At 28.1% G+C, this 18,848-nt stretch carries 19 protein-coding genes; all 19 read right to left on the reverse strand.

Annotated features, from left to right (window positions below; genetic code table 11):
• Window positions 1-58: 58 nt before the first annotated feature.
• The 19 genes from udk to recN all read right to left on the reverse strand — a co-directional run bounded on the left by udk (window position 59) and on the right by recN (window position 18,841).
• Window positions 59-688, reverse strand: coding sequence for a uridine kinase (gene udk, locus GFJ41_RS09745; RefSeq protein WP_021429643.1), 630 nt, complete (start codon window positions 686-688; stop codon window positions 59-61).
• A gap of 29 nt (window positions 689-717) precedes the next feature.
• Entirely contained in the window at window positions 718-1,653 is a 936-nt protein-coding gene (locus GFJ41_RS09750; protein WP_170075227.1) for a peptidase U32 family protein, read from the reverse strand.
• Window positions 1,646-2,314, reverse strand: coding sequence for an O-methyltransferase (locus GFJ41_RS09755; RefSeq protein WP_021429657.1), 669 nt, complete (start codon window positions 2,312-2,314; stop codon window positions 1,646-1,648). The genes GFJ41_RS09750 and GFJ41_RS09755 overlap by 8 nt, the downstream gene beginning before the upstream one ends.
• Before the next feature lie 102 nt (window positions 2,315-2,416).
• Window positions 2,417-3,472 (reverse strand): endolytic transglycosylase MltG, encoded by a 1,056-nt coding sequence (mltG, locus tag GFJ41_RS09760; RefSeq protein WP_170075228.1) that lies wholly within the window; start codon window positions 3,470-3,472, stop codon window positions 2,417-2,419.
• A 138-nt stretch (window positions 3,473-3,610) separates the two neighbouring features.
• Window positions 3,611-4,936, reverse strand: a complete 1,326-nt coding sequence (locus tag GFJ41_RS09765) for a pyrimidine-nucleoside phosphorylase (protein WP_170075229.1) — start codon at window positions 4,934-4,936, stop codon at window positions 3,611-3,613.
• 51 nt (window positions 4,937-4,987) lie between these two features.
• Window positions 4,988-5,809, reverse strand: a complete 822-nt coding sequence (locus tag GFJ41_RS09770; protein ID WP_021429593.1) for a purine-nucleoside phosphorylase — start codon at window positions 5,807-5,809, stop codon at window positions 4,988-4,990.
• Window positions 5,810-5,830: 21 nt separating this feature from the next.
• The gene (locus GFJ41_RS09775) at window positions 5,831-7,000 is read right to left on the reverse strand and encodes a phosphopentomutase (RefSeq protein ID WP_035115356.1); all 1,170 of its coding nucleotides are present in this window, start codon (window positions 6,998-7,000) and stop codon (window positions 5,831-5,833) included.
• A gap of 25 nt (window positions 7,001-7,025) precedes the next feature.
• Window positions 7,026-7,907, reverse strand: coding sequence for a tyrosine-type recombinase/integrase (locus GFJ41_RS09780; RefSeq protein WP_170075230.1), 882 nt, complete (start codon window positions 7,905-7,907; stop codon window positions 7,026-7,028).
• A gap of 12 nt (window positions 7,908-7,919) precedes the next feature.
• Window positions 7,920-8,519, reverse strand: a complete 600-nt coding sequence (locus tag GFJ41_RS09785) for a hypothetical protein (RefSeq protein WP_021429638.1) — start codon at window positions 8,517-8,519, stop codon at window positions 7,920-7,922.
• Between the two features lie 65 nt (window positions 8,520-8,584).
• A complete protein-coding gene (locus GFJ41_RS09790; RefSeq protein ID WP_021429595.1) occupies window positions 8,585-9,115 on the reverse strand; it encodes an NUDIX hydrolase in 531 nt (176 codons plus the stop codon).
• Window positions 9,087-10,184 carry a DUF3866 family protein gene (locus GFJ41_RS09795; protein ID WP_035115362.1) on the reverse strand — a complete coding sequence of 366 codons (1,098 nt, stop codon included), beginning with the start codon at window positions 10,182-10,184 and terminating at the stop codon, window positions 9,087-9,089. The genes GFJ41_RS09790 and GFJ41_RS09795 overlap by 29 nt, the downstream gene beginning before the upstream one ends.
• Window positions 10,185-10,188: 4 nt before the next feature.
• Window positions 10,189-11,013: a glycosyl transferase gene (locus GFJ41_RS09800; protein WP_170075231.1), complete on the reverse strand. Its 825-nt coding sequence runs from the start codon at window positions 11,011-11,013 to the stop codon at window positions 10,189-10,191.
• Between the two features lie 5 nt (window positions 11,014-11,018).
• Window positions 11,019-11,711: a glycosyltransferase family 2 protein gene (locus tag GFJ41_RS09805; protein ID WP_021429728.1), complete on the reverse strand. Its 693-nt coding sequence runs from the start codon at window positions 11,709-11,711 to the stop codon at window positions 11,019-11,021.
• 19 nt (window positions 11,712-11,730) lie between these two features.
• A complete protein-coding gene (locus GFJ41_RS09810) occupies window positions 11,731-12,600 on the reverse strand; it encodes a copper transporter (protein ID WP_170075232.1) in 870 nt (289 codons plus the stop codon).
• Between the two features lie 19 nt (window positions 12,601-12,619).
• Window positions 12,620-13,741, reverse strand: coding sequence for a putative cytokinetic ring protein SteA (gene steA / locus GFJ41_RS09815; protein WP_021429752.1), 1,122 nt, complete (start codon window positions 13,739-13,741; stop codon window positions 12,620-12,622).
• Between the two features lie 90 nt (window positions 13,742-13,831).
• Complete coding sequence (locus tag GFJ41_RS09820; RefSeq protein WP_035115368.1) at window positions 13,832-15,034, reverse strand: CCA tRNA nucleotidyltransferase; 1,203 nt, start codon at window positions 15,032-15,034, stop codon at window positions 13,832-13,834.
• Window positions 15,035-15,130: 96 nt separating this feature from the next.
• On the reverse strand, window positions 15,131-15,949 hold the full coding sequence (spo0A, locus tag GFJ41_RS09825) for a sporulation transcription factor Spo0A (RefSeq protein ID WP_021429605.1): 819 nt from the start codon (window positions 15,947-15,949) through the stop codon (window positions 15,131-15,133).
• Between the two features lie 120 nt (window positions 15,950-16,069).
• Window positions 16,070-17,053, reverse strand: a complete 984-nt coding sequence (locus GFJ41_RS09830; protein WP_170075233.1) for a SpoIVB peptidase S55 domain-containing protein — start codon at window positions 17,051-17,053, stop codon at window positions 16,070-16,072.
• A gap of 102 nt (window positions 17,054-17,155) precedes the next feature.
• Complete coding sequence (gene recN / locus GFJ41_RS09835; RefSeq protein WP_170075234.1) at window positions 17,156-18,841, reverse strand: DNA repair protein RecN; 1,686 nt, start codon at window positions 18,839-18,841, stop codon at window positions 17,156-17,158.
• Window positions 18,842-18,848: the final 7 nt, after the last annotated feature.

The raw sequence follows: 18,848 nt of genomic DNA on the forward strand, positions 1-18,848 counted from the left end.
ATCACCCCTTAGTAATTGTAATTCTTGACAATTTCTAAGGGGTTAATACTATTTATTGTTAATGTAATTGTGTTTTTATTCTTGCTATTACCATATCTATTGCAACTTCGTTTTGTCCACCTTCTGGTATTATTATATCTGCATATTTTTTATATGGCTCTATAAATTGATCGTGTGCAGGTTTAACAGTTGTTAAATATTGCTCTATAACAGAATCCACTGTTCTACCTCTCTCTTTTATATCCCTTTGAATTCTTCTTAAAATTCTTAGATCATCTTCTGTATCTACATATATTTTTATATCTAACTTATTTCTTAATTCTTCATCTTCAAGTATCATTATCCCTTCAACAATTACTATGTCCTTAGCCTCTGTAGTTACAGTATTCTCTAAGTCTCTAGTGTGAAGTTCATAGTCATATATAGGTTTTTCTATACTTTCTCCATTACATAACATATCTAAGTGCTTTATTAATAATTTATTATCAAAAGCTAATGGATGGTCATAGTTAGTCTTTAATCTATCTTCAAATGATAAATGCGCTTGATCTTTGTAGTACGCATCTTGTTCTATTATAGCTATGTTTTCTTCTGGTATACTTTCCTTTATTGATTTGCAAACTGTACTTTTTCCTGATCCTGTCCCACCTGTAATACCTATTATCAGTGTCTTTTTGTCCTTTGTCATCTTTGAATCTCTCCTTAAAAATTTTTTATTTATTCATAATCATCTGGCATAGCTTCGCCTGTGTAGAATCCATGTGTCAATGGTCTATGACTTTTTTCTTTTATTTGCTCTAACCAAATAGGATTGAATTCCCATTCATTAGGGTTTTTATAAAATTCATCTAGAGCTTTTCTATAGACTTTTATAACTGTTTCTAAGTATTCGTCGCTTTGTAATCTTGAATCTATTTTTAAACTACTCACACCTGCTTTTACAAAGTCAGGTACAAAGTTTAACATACATAGGTCTTTTGAGTTAAATAAGAAAGTTCCTTTTTCATCTTCAAAAACTGGGTAGTATTCCCCTTGTCTTTTTTCTTCTAATAAGTTATACTTATTGTTTCCTTCTTTGTACTCTACATTATCTTTACTTCCTAAGTAGCTACTTAAAAGCCTTCTTCCTGAATAAGATATACATATAGGTCCATGGACAAAAGTTTCTATTTCCATATCTAATGGAGTTTTAGCTCTTATTGTACTTATTTCATCAAAAGATAATTCACTAGTGATAATTATCCTTCTAACTCCTTGGTCATACCAAAAGTTAGCTGAATTAAAATTAGTTACGTTTGCTTGCTGTCCCATGTGAATTTTAACATTAGGTATAGTATTTTTAGCTATTGTTAAAACCCCAGGATCTGTTACTATTATTCCATCTATGTTTAACTTTTCAAGTTCTACTAAGTAATCCGTTAAACTATCGAAGTCCTCATTGTGTGGCATAACATTAACAGCTACATAAACTTTTTTATTGTTGTGATGGGCAAATTCAACGCCTTGCTGTAATTCTTCTCTTGAGAAGTTTTTAGCTATAGCATCAATTCCAAATGAATCTCCACCTATATAAACAGCGTCTGCACCACTTTCAAACGCTAATTTCAAGCTATTTAAATCTTTAGCTGATGATAAAAGCTCAACTTTATGCATTAAAATCACCTCTTACTTTCTTTTTATAGCTAAGTGTAACTCCATCTCCAATAGGGATTATAGATGTGTCTAAGTAATCACAATTGCATATATAATCTAGATAACTTCTCATTCTCTTAACTATAGTTTTTTTTCTTCTGATTACATAACTGTCATGAGCTACCATTCCTTTGTACAGAATATTATCAGATATTAAAAGTCCATCTACTTTTAATTTATCTATTATCATATCATAAAATAACTTATATTGTCCTTTAGCTGCATCTAGGAAAATCATGTCAAATTCACCTTCAACTTGTTTTAAAAGTTCTTCTGCATCTCCTTCTAATATAGTTATATTATTTTCTAATCCAGCTTTTTTGATATTTTCTTTTGCCTTTTCGATCATTTTTTCATTTCTCTCAACAGTTATTATTTCTACATCTTTATCTAAAACTGTTGCAAATAGTATAGATGAGTATCCTATTGCACAACCAACTTCTAAAATTCTCTTTGGTCTTTGAACTTTTAATAATACTTTTAAAAAATCTGAAACTTCTTTATGAACTATTGGGACATTATGCTCTTTAGCATACTCTTCCAATTCTTTTAGTAACCCTTCTTTATCCCTTAAAGTATTTCTTATATAATCTTCAACTAAATCATCAACTATATTACTCATATCTTCAACTCCTTGAGTTGCCCTAAAAAAAGACAAAGTTACGCCTTAAAACTTATATTAAGCTTTGCGATAATCCTTTGCCTTTTTGGACAAATATTTTATTTATTTTTCTGTTTTTTCTTCGTTAAGTTTATCTCTTTCTTGCTTGTAACTTTCTACATGTTTTAAATGTTCTTTATACGTTTTGCTGTAATTGTTCTTTCCTCCTACAGTTGCTACAAAATATAGATAATCCGTATTAGATGGATATAGTGCAGCTTCTATCGATTTAACTCCGGGACTACATATAGGAGTAGGTGGTAATCCTTTATTTAAATAAGAATTATAAGGAGAATCAACTTTTAAATCCTTATACATTACTCTTTCTTTTCTTTTATCAAACGCATATTGTAAAGTAGCATCTGACTGAAGAGGCATTCCTATTTTTAACCTGTTATAAAAAACACTAGCAATCATAGGTCTATCTTCATTTACAACAGCTTCCTTTTCTATTATAGAAGCTAAGTTTACAACTTGTTGAAGAGTTAATCCCATTTCCTTTTGCTTTTCTTTAAATTTATCATTATAAACTTGTTCAAATCTCTTTAACATTGCAGATAAAACTTCTTTTTCTGTACTTTCTTTATCAAAATAATAAGTATCAGGATATAAAAATCCCTCTAAGTTCTTTATATCAGATTCTTTCAAAAATGCAAAATCAGTGTAAAATTCTTTAGGATTATTGATTAATTGCTCATATTTTTCAGAACTTCCTAATTTTTTATCTGTTAAAGATTTTATTACTTCCTTATAAGTTAATCCTTCCGGTATAGTTACCTTTGTTCCATCGTTGTGAACTTTTCCATCAGTAAGTATGCTTAAAATTTTAGAGTTTGAATAACTTTGACGTAATAAATACGTCCCCGCTTTGACTCCATGTTTATTAGGTTTTACCTTTTCTACAGCTTTAAACAAAACTTTATTTTTAATTAATTTATTTTCTTGTAAAATATCTGCTACATCAGTTAATGTTGCTCCATTAGGTATTTCAACTATTATTTCTTTTTTGCTGCTTTTATTGTATGGTCCTATTTGACTATATATATATCCAGCAATTAAAGCCAATATAATTACTATTATAATAGCTACTATTTTCAAGTTTACCTTTCTAAAATTCATAGGGTTATCTACTCCTTATGTATATTTATATCCTTTATATTATAAATCTAAGAATAAAAATTTTCAATAAAATTGTCGAAACTAAATAAAAAGCCTAACGTTATTTTTTACACGTTAGGCTTTTTTTAATCATATCTATTAGAATTTTAAAGTTTTATCTTTAGTTACAACCCCATAAACTAGTTTTCCTGCTTCCACTTTTTCATCAGATATTGTATAAGCTTTTAAGAATCTATCTTTTGCTCCTTCAATTTTATCTAATTTATTGTAATGCATATATGCTATTGTTTCGCCTTCATTTACAAAGTCTGAAACTTTTTTAGTTAAAACTATACCTGCGGATAAATCTAGTTCATCTTCTTTAGTTTCTCTTCCTGCCCCTAGCATCATAGCAGAAACTCCAACTTCTTCAGCTTCTATTTTTGCTATATAACCAGTTTTCGGAGCTTTTATTTCCATTATTTCTTTTGCTTGAGGTAAAAGAGAATAATCATCAACTATATTACTATTTCCACCTTGATTTTCTATAAATTCTTTTAATTTATCAAGTGCACTTCCTGTAGTTATAGCTTCTTGAATCTTGGCTTTACCATCTTCAAAGTTATCAACTACTTTTGCTAATAGTAACATATATGCACCTAATGTTTCGCATAACATTACGAAATCTTTAGGTCCTCTTCCTTTTAAAGTTTCTATAGCTTCTATAACTTCTAATGAGTTACCTACTGCAAATCCTAGCGGTTCATCCATATCAGTTATAAGTGCTATAGTTTCTCTATTCATATTATCTCCGATATCAACCATTTCTTTTGCCAGTGCAAATGAATCTTCTATAGTTTTCATAAATGCACCGTCTCCAGTTTTGACATCTAATATTATAGCATCAGCTCCAGATGCTAATTTTTTACACATTATACTACTTGCAATTAATGATATATTATCAACTGTTGCTGTTACATCTCTAAGTGCATACATCTTTTTATCTGCTACAGCTATAGATGCAGTTTGTCCACATACAGCTATATTATGCTTATTAACTGATTGTATAAATTTTTCTGGTTCCATTTCTATAGAAAATCCAGGAATAGCTTCTAGTTTATCTAATGTTCCTCCAGTATGCCCTAGACCTCTTCCTGACATCTTAGCAACTGGTGCTTTACATGCAGCAACTAACGGTGCTAATGCTATTGTAGTTTTATCTCCTACACCACCTGTACTATGCTTGTCCACTTTAATTCCATTTATAGCTGATAGATCTATAACTTCACCTGAGTTCATCATAGCCTCTGTTAGAAACGCAGTTTCTTCTTTAGACATTTTATTTATATATATAGCCATTAAAAGAGCAGATGCCTGATAATCAGGAATCTCTTCTTTAGAGTACTTCTCTACGAAAAAGTTTATTTCTTCTTTAGTTAATACTTCCCCATCTCTTTTCTTTTTTATAATGTCATAAATTCTCATAACGAGTCTCCTTTGTATCATTATTTTATAGTTTTGTATTACGTTAAATTCTTATAATTTGTTAACTATTGATTTAACTAAGTTTAAAAATTCTGATTTAACTTTTTGTGTTGTCTCTATAACTTCTTCATGATTTAAAGGTTGATTTAATATTCCTGCTGCCATATTTGTTATACAAGATATCCCTATAACATCTAAGTTTGAATGTCTAGCTACTATAACTTCTGGAACAGTTGACATTCCAACTGCATCTGATCCTAAAATTTGAGCTAATTTAACTTCTGCAGGTGTTTCATAAGTTGGGCCACTAAAGAAAGTGTATACGCCTTCTCTTACTTGTATTCCTAAATCTTTAGCACATTCTTTTGCTAATTCTACATACTTTGGAGTATATGCTGTTGACATATCAGGGAATCTTACTCCTAATCTATTATCATTAGATCCTATTAGTGGATGATGACCACTAAAGTTTATATGATCTCTTATTATCATTAAATCTCCTGGTTTGAAATCTTTATTTGCTCCACCAGCTGCATTAGTAACTATTACAGTTTTAACGCCTAAAGCTTTCATAACTCTTACAGGGAATGTTACGCTCTCCATTGAGTATCCTTCGTAAAAATGGAATCTTCCTTGCATAGCTATAACAGTTTTTCCTTGTAAAGTTCCTATTACTAATTGTCCATTATGTCCTTCTACTGTAGAAACTGGGAAATTTGGTATTTCATCATATTTTATTTTTACAGGATTTTCTATCTCATCACCTAAAACACCTAACCCCGAACCTAATATAAGTCCTACTTCTGGAGCTTGCTCTATTTTAGATTTTATATAATCTGTACTCTCTTGAATTTTATCATATAAATTTTTCATATTTTTCCTCCAACTAGCTAATTATTTTATAATGTCATTTTTAAAACTATTACCATGTTTAGGCATTTTTACATTTAATAGATCAGCAACTGTAGCTCCTATATCTGCAAAACTGCTTCTAGTTCCTAAATTTAATCCACTCTTAACGTTTTTACCGCAAATTAACATAGGTATATATTCTCTTGTATGATCAGTTCCTTTGTATGTAGGATCATTACCATGGTCTGAGTTTATAATTAATATATCATCATCTTCCATGTTTTCTAATATTTCAGGTATTCTAGCATCAAATTCTTCTAATGCTTCTTTATATCCTTTAACATCTCTTCTATGACCATATTTAGAGTCAAAATCAACTAAATTTGTGAATATAAGACCATTATTTTCTTTCTTCATATAATTTATAGTTTGGTCTACTCCATCCATATTATCTTTAGTATGTATAGCCTCTGTTATACCTTGTTTATTAAATATATCTTCTATTTTTCCAACTCCTATAACATCTAGGTTTGAATTTTTTATATTATCTAAAACTGTATCTTCAAATGGGCTTAAAGAGTAATCTCTTCTGTTAGAAGTTCTTTCAAATGCTCCTGGTTGTCCAACAAATGGTCTTGCTATTATTCTTGCAACTGCATTTTCGCCCATCATTATTTCTCTTGCGATTTCACACATTTTATATAATTCATCTAAAGGAATTATTTCTTCATGTGCTGCAATTTGGAATACACTATCTGCAGAAGTATATACTATAACTTCTCCCGTTTTCATTTGTTGCTCTCCTAATTCATCTAGTATAGCTGTTCCAGATGCAGGCTTATTACCTATAACTTTTCTATTTGTCTTTCTTTCAAATTCATCTATTATTTCTTTTGGGAATCCATTTTCATATGTTTTAAAAGGTGTTTCAACTAAAACTCCTGTCATCTCCCAGTGTCCAGTTGTTGTATCTTTACCCTTAGATACTTCACTAGCTCTACCAAATGCTCCTATAGGGCTTTCTACGCCTTCTAAGCTATCAATACCATCTATATTACCTAAACCTAATTTCAGCATATTAGGTAACTTTATATCTTTATAGTTTTTAACTATGTTACCCAAAGTGTTTACATTTACATCTCCAAATTTTTCTGAATCAGGAAGTGCTCCTATCCCAACACTATCAATTATCATCCATATAACTCTGCTCATAAAATTTTTCCTCCTAAATGTTAGTTTATTTTCTAGGATGTTTTTCCTTTAGTTCTTGTCTTATATTTTTATCTATACAATTTAAATAATATTGTAAACTTGATAAATTAGAATTTCCTAAAATTTTGCTGACTACAGCTATGTTTGCACCTTGATTTAATAAGTGTATAGCAAATGAATTTCTAAGAATAGTTGGATTTATGCTTTTATTTATATTTGCTCTTTTTGCATGTTTTTTTATTAATTTCCAAAGACCTTGCCTTGTAAATCTAGTTCCATTAGAGTTTGTGAATAAAGCCTTTTCCTGAAAGTTAGTTTTTAAAATCTCACTTCTTGACTTAGTTAAATAGTTGTCTAAATATTTTTTTGTAGTTTTAGACATAGGTATTACTCTAGGATTTTTTCCTGATTCACAACAAATATAATCATATTCTAAATTAACATCATCTAAATCTAACTCTATTAGCTCTGTTACTTTCATACCTGTCCCATATAAAATCTCAAATATAGCTTTGTCTCTTATATCTTTTTCATTTTTAGGTTCAGGAAAATCTAGTAAAGCCTCTATTTCTTTTAAACTTAAAATATCTATTTCTTTTTTTTCTATCTTAGGTTTTTTTATATTTTTAGATATATTGCTTTCTATGTATCTATTTAAAAATAAATATTCATAAAAAGACTTTATAGATGATATACTCCTAGAAATCGTAGCTGTAGATACATTATTTTTTTCTAATTCTATTATATAACTTATTATATCATTTTCTGTTGATTCAAATAAGTTAATACTTTTATTTTCTATATATGTTAAGTACTTTTTTATATCTATAAAGTAAGAGCTAACTGTATTTTCTGTCAACTTTCTTATAGATTTTATATATTCTATATATTCATTTAGTAGTTGCATATTGTAGTCCCTTTAAAATATTTTTAGTGTTATTGTAGATATAGCATTTAAAATAGTTTGTGCAGATACACTAATCATTATTATAAGAAATGAGTTTATTATATACCTTTTCATTAAATATGTACAGTTTGTTTTATTTTGTTTTCTTACATTTTTTATAAATTCTTCAAAGTACTTAAGTGATATTAATGCTAGTATTATCATGCCTGGAAGTACTATTGAAAATTTAATAAGTGTCACACATAACATTTTAAATGAACTAGCCTTCATAGCTATTATGAAAGTATTTATAGTATACCCTATCGATAAGCCTTTTACCGCAAAAATAATTAAAGCTATAGGTGCTAAAATTATGCTTAATGTACATATCGACATACCTGCTAATAAACTTAAGTCCATTTTAAAATTTGACATTAAAACTTCTTTTATTTTCATTCCTGAATCATAGTAGCTATTTGTATAAGTTATGTTATTACTTATTACCTCTGTATATTGAGGAAAAATTTTATTTAACAATGATCCTAAAATAACAAATAATATAAACAAACTAGATATAATTATCATATCCTTACTTATTTTATCCAATGTGGTTCTTCTATTTATTCTTCTCAAAAACTACAACCCCCTCTTTTGTTCTTACATAATTTTTATGCAAGAGAAGAGGAGGTTATTCCTAATTATAAAAGTTCTTTCGCAAGCAAAAGACCTATAGATGTTTTAGCATCTTCTATATCATTTTTATTAATCATTTCATATGCATCATTTAAATTAACTTCATGTAATTCTAAGAATTCATCTTCATCTAGACAACACTCACCCTTTTCTAGGTCTGTAGCTAGGTAAACATATATTTTTTGATTAGAAAATCCTGATGATGTATAAAATTTATGTATTAATTTCATATTGTTTGCACTATATCCAGTTTCTTCTTTTAGTTCTCTAATAGCACAGTCTTTTGGACTTTCTCCCTGTTCTAACTTTCCAGCAGGAATTTCCCATAAAACTTTTTCTATTGCTTTTCTAAACTGTCTAACTAATAAAACCTTATTATCATCAGTTATAGCTACTATTCCGACTGCCCCAGGATGTTCTATTATTTCTCTTTTTTGATAGCCTTTTTTAGGAACTTCGACAGTATCTACCTTCAGGCTTATAACCTTTCCAGTATATATCCTGTCACTACTTACTGTTTGCTCTTCTATTATCATAACAAACCTCCATTAAGTAATATGCTGCACTACTTGCAGCATCAAAGAATTCACTATCTTGTTCATAATTTCTACCCATACTCTTAACTTTCAATTCAAAATAGTTTAAATCGTCTAAAGTACTGCCTGGATTTACATATGCTATATTGTGCTTTTCAGCTAATTTATTTTCTTTTATTTGGTTATTTACATAATCTAGTTTTTCTTTATCTTTAAGCCCTATAGGTATATTAACTTCTACATTTACTATCTCACTTAATACAGTTATACTATGATGACTTATACCTACATGTCTATCTCTTTTGTCTGCAAAGCTCATTCTCGGAATTGCAATAGGATTTCCTCCTAGCTTTTTAACAGCATCTAGTATTGGACCTTGTTCTATACCTGTGAAACCATATTTAGTTCCTGTGCCTGCTATTCCAGGCCCCATACTTACAAATACTGCATCCGCATTTAACACTTCTTTTGCAGTTATTAATGCTGAATAAATGTTTATACATTCATAATCTCCGCCAAATGCATTACCTATTGTTATAGTATCATCTATCAATTTTTTATTTTTTAGATTTTCTACATTCTTACTTAAGTATATAGGTAGAGATGCTCCATCTGTCATTATATATACTAATTTTTTATCCGGATTATGTCTTTTGTATGATGCAACAAATGGAGTAAGCATACTATGTAATGTACCAACAACAACAGGTAGGTTATCTAGACTTTTAAACTCATTTATTTTATCATGTAGTTTACTATCTTGTTCCTCTACAGAATCTACTTTAACCTGTAACGGTGTATATCTCAATTTCATAATATGACCACCCGGAGTCATATCAGATTCTATTTTATTTAAATTAGTTATTACAAAATGATAACCACCTGTACCAAGACTTAATTCAACTGCAGTTGTATTTAATACAACTTCATCGCCTATATCTACACTTCCTGTCATCTTAGGATAATTGTAAGCTTTTTCTATATTACCATTAATATTTACAGTTATTTCTTCTAAGTTTTGTGACTTACTTTTTATAGATTCAACTACTCCAATTCTTTTACTTATCATAAGATTACCTTCCTAGTTTATCAATAAAATTTAAAACCTTATTATTTTCTATTATTTTTGTTAAAGAGTATTTTTCAGTAAGTGCATGTATAAATACTAAAAATACTAACCATCCAATTCTTATAGGTCTAGCGTATCCTATAGCAATTAAGATTCCTATAGATATACCTAATACATTAGATCCTGTATCTCCCATCATAGCTTTAGCTTTTAAATCATCAAAGAAGTATACAATTACACTTGGTAATAATATAAGAACTAAACCTTTAGGATAACCTACTAAAGTTAATAATAGCGTTATAATTATAACTAAATATACTTTTATTGCTCTTCCTGGTCTTAAATCTAGTAAGTTCATTAAATTAGTAGATAAAGCTATTATTAAAGTGTTTATACATATATCAGCTATATTTTTAGATATTGCAACTGATATAGCAAGACCTACAAATCCTCCAAATAATGCTTTAAATCCACCCGTTGTAAGATGTCCTTTTAATAAACTTTTAAAATGCCCCTTTAATCCACTTACATCTCTGTTACCTACAATATCGTCTAAAATACCTACTAAGCACATAGATAATAGTCCAAATATATACATAAATGTATATACTAAGTCGTTCTGGTTAGTTGTAAAGTATATTAAAATAATACTATTTATAACTATCGTAGGTAGAAAAACTAATCCCATACTTACAGGTATCATATCTTTTTTATAATTTGGTCTTATTACATTACTCGACACCAACATATTCCTAAAAAATGGCATAACAACATAAGTTGTTGCTACACCAACTAGTAGCATTATCATATACAGTATCATATTATTCAATAACACTACCTCCATTCTTTTCTCTTCTTATTAGCAATTTTCTTTATATGGTAGTATTGTTTGCCTCTGTGTATAAACCCTTTTAAATCTCTTCCTGTTTCATTATGTGTCATATTAACTAAAATTTCTTTTATAGAATAACCATATTTTAATATATCTATTGTCATTCCAACTTCAACTCCATAACCAAAAGGTATTTCATCAAATTTTTCTAAAACTTCTTTTTTGAATATTCTTTGACCAGATATAGTAGCATCTAACTCTACTCCTGTCATCTCAAATACTGAATCTTTAGCTAATCTTTTTACAAATCCCATCCCACCCTTTTTCTTAGCAGGTGGGAATTTTGCTATTGTTACATCAACTTCATTATTTATTACAGGTTTTATAAGCTTAATAGTTTCACTTGATGAACTACCTAAATCTCCATCTAAAAATCCTATTATATCTGCATTTTCCATAGCTTTTTTTAATCCATAGTTTAATGCATAGCCTTTACCTCTATTTCTATCTAACTTAAAAACTTTTATTTTATCATTTACAATAGATTTAGCTGCTTTTTCAGTGTTATCACTTGAACCATCATCTACAACTATTATTTCATTTATTTCTTCAATATCTACTACTCCTAGTAAAGTATCTTTTATTTTATTTTCTTCATTGTATGCAGGTATTATTATACTTACATAAGGATTCATATTTACATCTCCTTTATTTTTACTTAAATGGTATTATAGAATCTACGTTATCTCCTATACCAAAGTTTCCTTTTTCTACAGAATCTCTAAGAGCGTAAACTAAAGATAGTTTACCTGTTCCTTGCTGAGAATTGTTTATAGTTGGTATTTTATCTTTTTTATAGTTTTCTAAATCAGAGAATTTAACATCACTTTTTTGAGTTCCTATTACATATTTACCATCTTCTTTTAATTTATCTATTATTATTTTATCTATATTCGTAAATTTATTAGAAGATTCATTTGTATCTCCACTTGCCATAACAACTTGAGAACAGTCTAAATAGTTATCTGATAAATAATTTATTTTTATCATCTCTAATTTTTCTAATTGTTGTAGTTTATCCATAGCATTTTCTTCTTTTAAGCAGCTCATTATGTAATTAACTACATCTTTTTCAGTTTTTAACTGTAATTGTAATGCACTATCAAGTTCTTTTATTTTATCTTTATTAGTTAAACCTGATTTTAAAACAATATCATATGCTACACTTCCATTTGCATCTGTTATAGTCTTAGATATGTCTTGTGTATAATCATAATTTTCTGTTGTTGATATTATTCCTACATTTTTACCTTGTAATTGGTCTTTTATTAATACTAAATAATTTTGATTTAAATAATTTACTAGTTTTTTGTATTCACTTTCTTTTTTGTCTAGTTTACCTTCTAATTCATCATTTGTTGTTTTTATGTCTTCAAACTTAGCATCTAAATCATCTATTATAGCAGCTTGTTGCTTGCTAAGTTCTTGATCATAATTTAAGTTAAATCCTACTAGCATTCCTATTCCTAATGCAATAAATATAGCACCTATCGTTACTATATAATACTTCATATTTATATGCATGTTAATCCTCCTCAATTAATTACATCTGTAATAGTAGTCTCATTTTTAATTCCATCAAGTGCATAAATTGTTGAACACTTGGAGAGAATGATGCAAGTATTAAAACTGGGAATAAAGCAGTTGCTATAAGTGCCCATATATACTTTAATTTTAATTTACTTCTATATAATAAGTTTACACCTTTTGCATCTATTAGCTTTGATCCTATTTTTAGTCTTACTAAAAATGTACTAGCCATACCAGGTCTTCCTTTTTCTAAGAAGTCTATCATATTAGAATGTGTCCCTACAGCTACTATAAGTTCAGCCTTATACTCATAAGCAGTAAGCATAGCTATATCCTCACTTGTTCCAGGCGCAGGAAATACCACAGCTTCCAATCCTAAGTCTTGTACTCTCTTAAGTCCAGGTGCTCTTCCGTCTGTGTATGCATGAACAACTATTTCTTTTGCTTTTTGTAAAGCTTCATCACTTACACTATCCATATCTCCTACAATTACGTCTGGAGTATATCCAAACTCTAGTAAAGCGTCAGCTCCACCATCTACACCTACTAGTATAGGTTTCATTTCTTCTATGTACGATAATATTGTGCTTAGGTCTTGCTTATAGTCTTGACCTCTAACAACTATCAATACATGTCTATTCTTGTAATCTGTACTTACTTTTGGTATTTCAACTTCTCCAAGAATAAGTCCTTTTTCTTTTTTAGCATAATCTATAGTATTATCTATAAATCTATCCAACTCTACAGCCAAATTTTCATATGCCAATCTTATCTTGTTATCAACTTCGTCTTTATCTAATACTTCTCCTTGGCCCAATAATTCTCCATCTCTATAGATTTTTCCATCTATAACTTCTATTATTTGCCCCTCCTGTAAGTTGTTGAATAGCTCTTCACCTACATTGTCTACAATAAGTATATTTTTATCTACAAGTATTCCAGGTCCTTTATTTGGGTATCTACCACTTATAGATTGAGATGCATTTATAACAAGTTTTATCTTTCCCTCTACTAATGAATTTGCAGCAACTTCATCTACATCTTTATGATTTATAACTGCTATTTCTCCGCCAGTAAGTCGCTTTGCAAGCCTTTTTGTTTTTCTGTCTACCTTAATAGGGGCTTCGACTCTCATACTTAAAACCTCCAATTTTCGTTTTTGAAATCACATTACATTATAGCATTATTTTACAACAATTTAAATAATTAAAATTACGCGCCCTTCTTATAAGCTATTTATAATATTAATTAAATCTGTTTTATTGTTTATATTAGGATTTTCAATCACATTATATAGTAAAAAGTTTAATTTTTCACCTATTTCCTTGCCTTTATAGCCTAAAGCATTTAAATCCCTTCCATTTAGTGCTAATTCTTTTAATGAATAACACTCTTTATTTAAATCAATTTCTTTAATTAAATTATTTATTTTGTCATAATATTTTTTTTCAAATTCCATATCCAATACTTTTTTTACATATAATAGATAATTTAGACTTTCATGTCCTATTTCCTTTAAATAAATCTTTATAGATACTTTATCATCGATTATTTTATTATCTAGATTATCTAAAATTGTAATGCATTGACTTTTTATTTTGTTAGAATATCTTAATAATTCCAATATTTTTTTGCTTTCGTTAATGTCCCCTAGAATATACATAAATATACTTAATCTTATCACTAAATCTTTTTTACTCGACTTAAGTTTAGCTAAATCATTTTTATTCATCTTTACATTTTTCATTTCAAATATATCAAACATTTTTGCATCGTAAAGTATATATATTTTTTCAGGGTAATTACTAAGTAAAATTTTATTTAATTCCTCTTGTATTCTTTCTGAGCTTATATTTTTTATCAATTTTATATTTTCATAAATACTTTCCAATGTTTTGCTATCTATTTTGAAATTAAGCTTAGAACTAAATCTAACAGCTCTTATTATCCTAAGCCCATCCTCTTTAAATCTTTCATCTGGATTTCCAACTGTCCTTATTATTTTTTTATTTATATCTTCTATCCCATCAAACGCATCAACTATACCTACTTTATGATTATAGGCAATAGAGTTTATAGTAAAATCACGCCTTTTTAAATCTTCTATTATATCCCTTGTAAACTCTACATATTCAGGTCTTCGGTTGTCAGCGTATGTTCCATCAATTCTATATGTTGTAATTTCATATTCATTTTTATTTTTTATTAAAGTTATTGTTCCATGCTTTATTCCAGTTTCAATTATTTTATAATTTTTAAATATACTTATTGTGTCTGTAGGTTTTGCATTTGTTGTTATATCGTAATCGTTAGGTTTTATTCCTACAATTGAGTCTCTTACACATCCCCCTACTATATAAGCCTCATATCCATTTTCATATATATCATCTATTATCTCTTTTACATCAGTTGGTATGTTTATTTTCATTATTTCACCTCAGTTTAGTAAATTACTATATATTTTATACATTTACACAAAAAAATAAAGCCTTCAATTTATGAAGACTTTGTTTTTCATAATTTATTATTTAACCATACTGTGCTCTAATCTTAATTTATCTGCAATCATTGCTATAAACTCAGAGTTTGTTGGTTTCCCTTTTGTATTATGAACTGTATATCCAAATAATTGATTTATAGTGTCAACCTTACCTCTGCTCCATGCAACTTCTATTGCATGTCTTATAGCTCTTTCAACCCTACTTGGAGTTGTGTTAAACTTTTTAGCTATACTTGGGTATAGTTCCTTTGTTACTGCCCCTAATAATTCAACATTGTCTATAACCATTTTTATAGCTTCTCTTAAATATAAATATCCTTTTATATGAGCTGGAACTCCTATTTCGTGTATTATATTTGTTATTTCAGTTTCTATGTTTCCTACATTTTTAACGAAATCAGTTTTAGTCATTTTTATATCCATATTATTATTTGATCTTGAATTAGAATCTACTACTGTATTTTTATTTGAAACTAATCCTCTTATTCTATTTATAAATATTACAAAGTCAAAAGGTTTAACTATGTAATAGTCTGCTCCTAAGTTTATTGCACTTTGTGTTATTTTATCTTGACCTACTGCAGATAATACTATTATCTTAGGCATTTTAGGCAAGTTCATAGCATTTAGTTTTTCAATTACCCCTAACCCATCAAGATGTGGCATTATAACATCTAAAACCAATACATCTGGTTGTGTTCTTGAAACTAAATCTAAAGCTTCTATTCCATCCTTTGCAATTCCTAATATTTCAATATCATCCTCATTAGATAAATACTCTCTTAATACTTGACAAAAATCCCTGTTGTCATCTGCTAAAACTATTTTTATTTTTTCGCTCATTAAATTTTTCCCCCCATAGAATTATAAATTTATTTAAATATTTTCTAATTTTTCACTAATAACCTATTCGACATTTAATATTTATATTCCTTCTGTTTATTTTTATTTTTATATATATACTTATATTATCATCTTATCTATAAAAATTCCATATCCTATTTTAGAGTTATCTATAAAAACATGCGTAACAGCCCCAATTATTTTATCATTTTGTATTATAGGTGCTCCACTCATTCCTTGAACTATACCACCAGTATAATTTATCAATCTCTCATCTACTACTTCAATCACCATATCTTTATCATCTTTTTTGTTATTATATTTAATTTTTTTTATGTTTATTTGATATTGCCCGATTTTTCCATCTTTATTTTGAAATAAAATTATCGCCGGTCCAAGCTTTATATCTTTACTGTCACCAACTTCTAACATTTTTTCTTTTCCTTCATTATCATATGTCGTTAAATTGCCACTTATTCCAAAACTGTTATTTTTTTTAAAATTACCTATCGGTTTATCGCCATCAAATTCAGCTTTTATTTGCCCTACATGTTTAACTCTTCCCTTTTCAATCGAAATGTCTTCAGCATTGTATATATTTCCACTCTTAACCTTTATCAATTCATTTGTATCTACATCTTTTATTGGATGTCCTAATGCCGAAAATGTATTGTTTTGCGGATTATAAAATGTCATAGTTCCTATTCCAGAAATTTTATCTCTAATCCAAATTCCAAGTTTATATTCATTATTTTCTTTTTTAACTGGAATTTGCTTTGATATTAGTTCTCCATCCCTGTCGATTATTATCTCAACTACATCTTTATTATAGTTATATAAAACTCTTTTTACATCTTTACTACTATATACATTAATTCCATTTATACTTATTATATTATCTCCAGCTTCCACTCCGTCTATATAATCAACACTCGAATCTTCATTTTCTAATACTAATATTCCATCTGTGTTAGCCCTTATACCTACAACATTTCCAAGTGGAACTAAATATCTTGTTTCTTTTTTATTTCCTGGTTTCGATATTCCCAATATAAATATAGGTATTATTAAGACTAAAGATAAAACTATATATATTTTTTTCATTTTATATCGTCCCTTCATAAATTTATATACATATAGTTCCATTTTTCATTTATTTTTATCCAGTTTAATCTAAATATAATTTTACGAAAAAAAAGTACCTAATTAATTAGGTACTTTTTTTGCAAGTTCTATTATTTCACTAGCATGTTCCATTGTTTTTTCAGTTATATTACTTCCTGCTATAAGTCTTGCTATTTCATCTTTTCTTTGATTATCATCAAGTCTACTTATAACAGTAAATGTTCGTTCATTAGATGTCTTTTTCTCAATACAATAGTGAGTGTCTGCATTTGCTGCAATTTGAGGTAAATGCGTTATACAAATTATTTGCTTTTTCTTAGCTATCAATGATAATTTTTCTCCAACAATCTGAGCTGCTATACCACTTATACCTGTATCTATTTCATCAAACACAAGAGTATCTATTTCATCTATATCCGCTAAAATCGTCTTAAACGCTAACATGAATCTAGACATCTCTCCTCCTGATGCTACCTTATATATAGGCTTTATATCTTCACCTAGATTGAATGAAATCATAAATTCTATATCATCTTGTCCTTTTGCATTAAATGTAGATTTACCAAATGAAACTTCAAAAACTACATTTTTCATGTTTAAGCTTTTAAGCTCATACAATAGTTTTTCTTGAAGGTTTCTTGCAACTTCTTTTCTTTTCTGAGTTAATTTTTCAGCTTTAATTACTAAAATGTCTTCGACTTTTTTAAGCTTTAATTTTAACTCTTCAACTTTTTCATCTCTATTTAATATTTCATCTAATCTTTCATTTATTTTATCTTTATATGCTAAAATTTCTTCTATTGTATCTCCATATTTTCTTCTAAGAGTATTTATTTCATCTACTCTCTGCTCTATTTGTTCTAATTCATAAGGTGAAAAATCAATGTTTTCTTTATAACTTCTAATATCTCTAGATATATCCTGAAGCTCATACATTATTCGCTCTATTGTATCATTATAATCATTTAATTTTTCATCATATTGAGCTATGGCACCTAAATCACCTAGTGATTTAGATATAAGATCTACAGAATTTATACTTCCATCATATAAATTTAAATATGCATTATTTAAGTTAGTAAAAATCTTTTCACCATTTCTATAGACGTCTCTTTGTTTTAATAAATCTTCATATTCATTTTCATTTAAGTTTGCTGATTCTATTTCATTTATTTGAAATTTTATCAAGTCTATTTCTCTTTGAATTTGCATATCGTCTTTATTTTCTGTTAGTACATTTAAAGCTTTTTTTACTTCATTGTATTCAATATATGTCTTTTCATAATCACTTTTAGATTCATATAAGAGTTCTTCTCCAAATAAATCTAAAAAATCAATATGTGTATCTTTATCAAATAAAACTTGATTTTGATGTTGTCCATGTATATCAATTAAGTAGTTAGAAATTTCTTTTAAAAATGATACTTTTACATTTCTTCCATTTATTCTTGATATACTTTTTCCGTCATCAAATATTTCTTTGCTTATTATTATTTGATTATCCTCTTCTATATCTATTCCATTTTCTAGTAGCTTCTCTTTAAGCTTTTGATTATTAACATCAAATAACGCTTCTACTAAACCTTTTTCTGTGCCTTTTCTTAAAAAGGACCTATCATATTTACCACCTAGACATAAACCTAAAGCTCCTATTATTATAGATTTACCTGATCCAGTTTCTCCAGTTAATATGTTTAGATTTTTGTCTATATCTAGCCTTAGTTCCTCTATTAATGCACAGTTTTTCATATATAATTCAAGGATCAATTTAAAT

Source organism: Paraclostridium dentum, assembly GCF_012922555.1.
GTDB classification, from domain to species: Bacteria; Bacillota; Clostridia; order Peptostreptococcales; family Peptostreptococcaceae; genus Paraclostridium; species Paraclostridium dentum.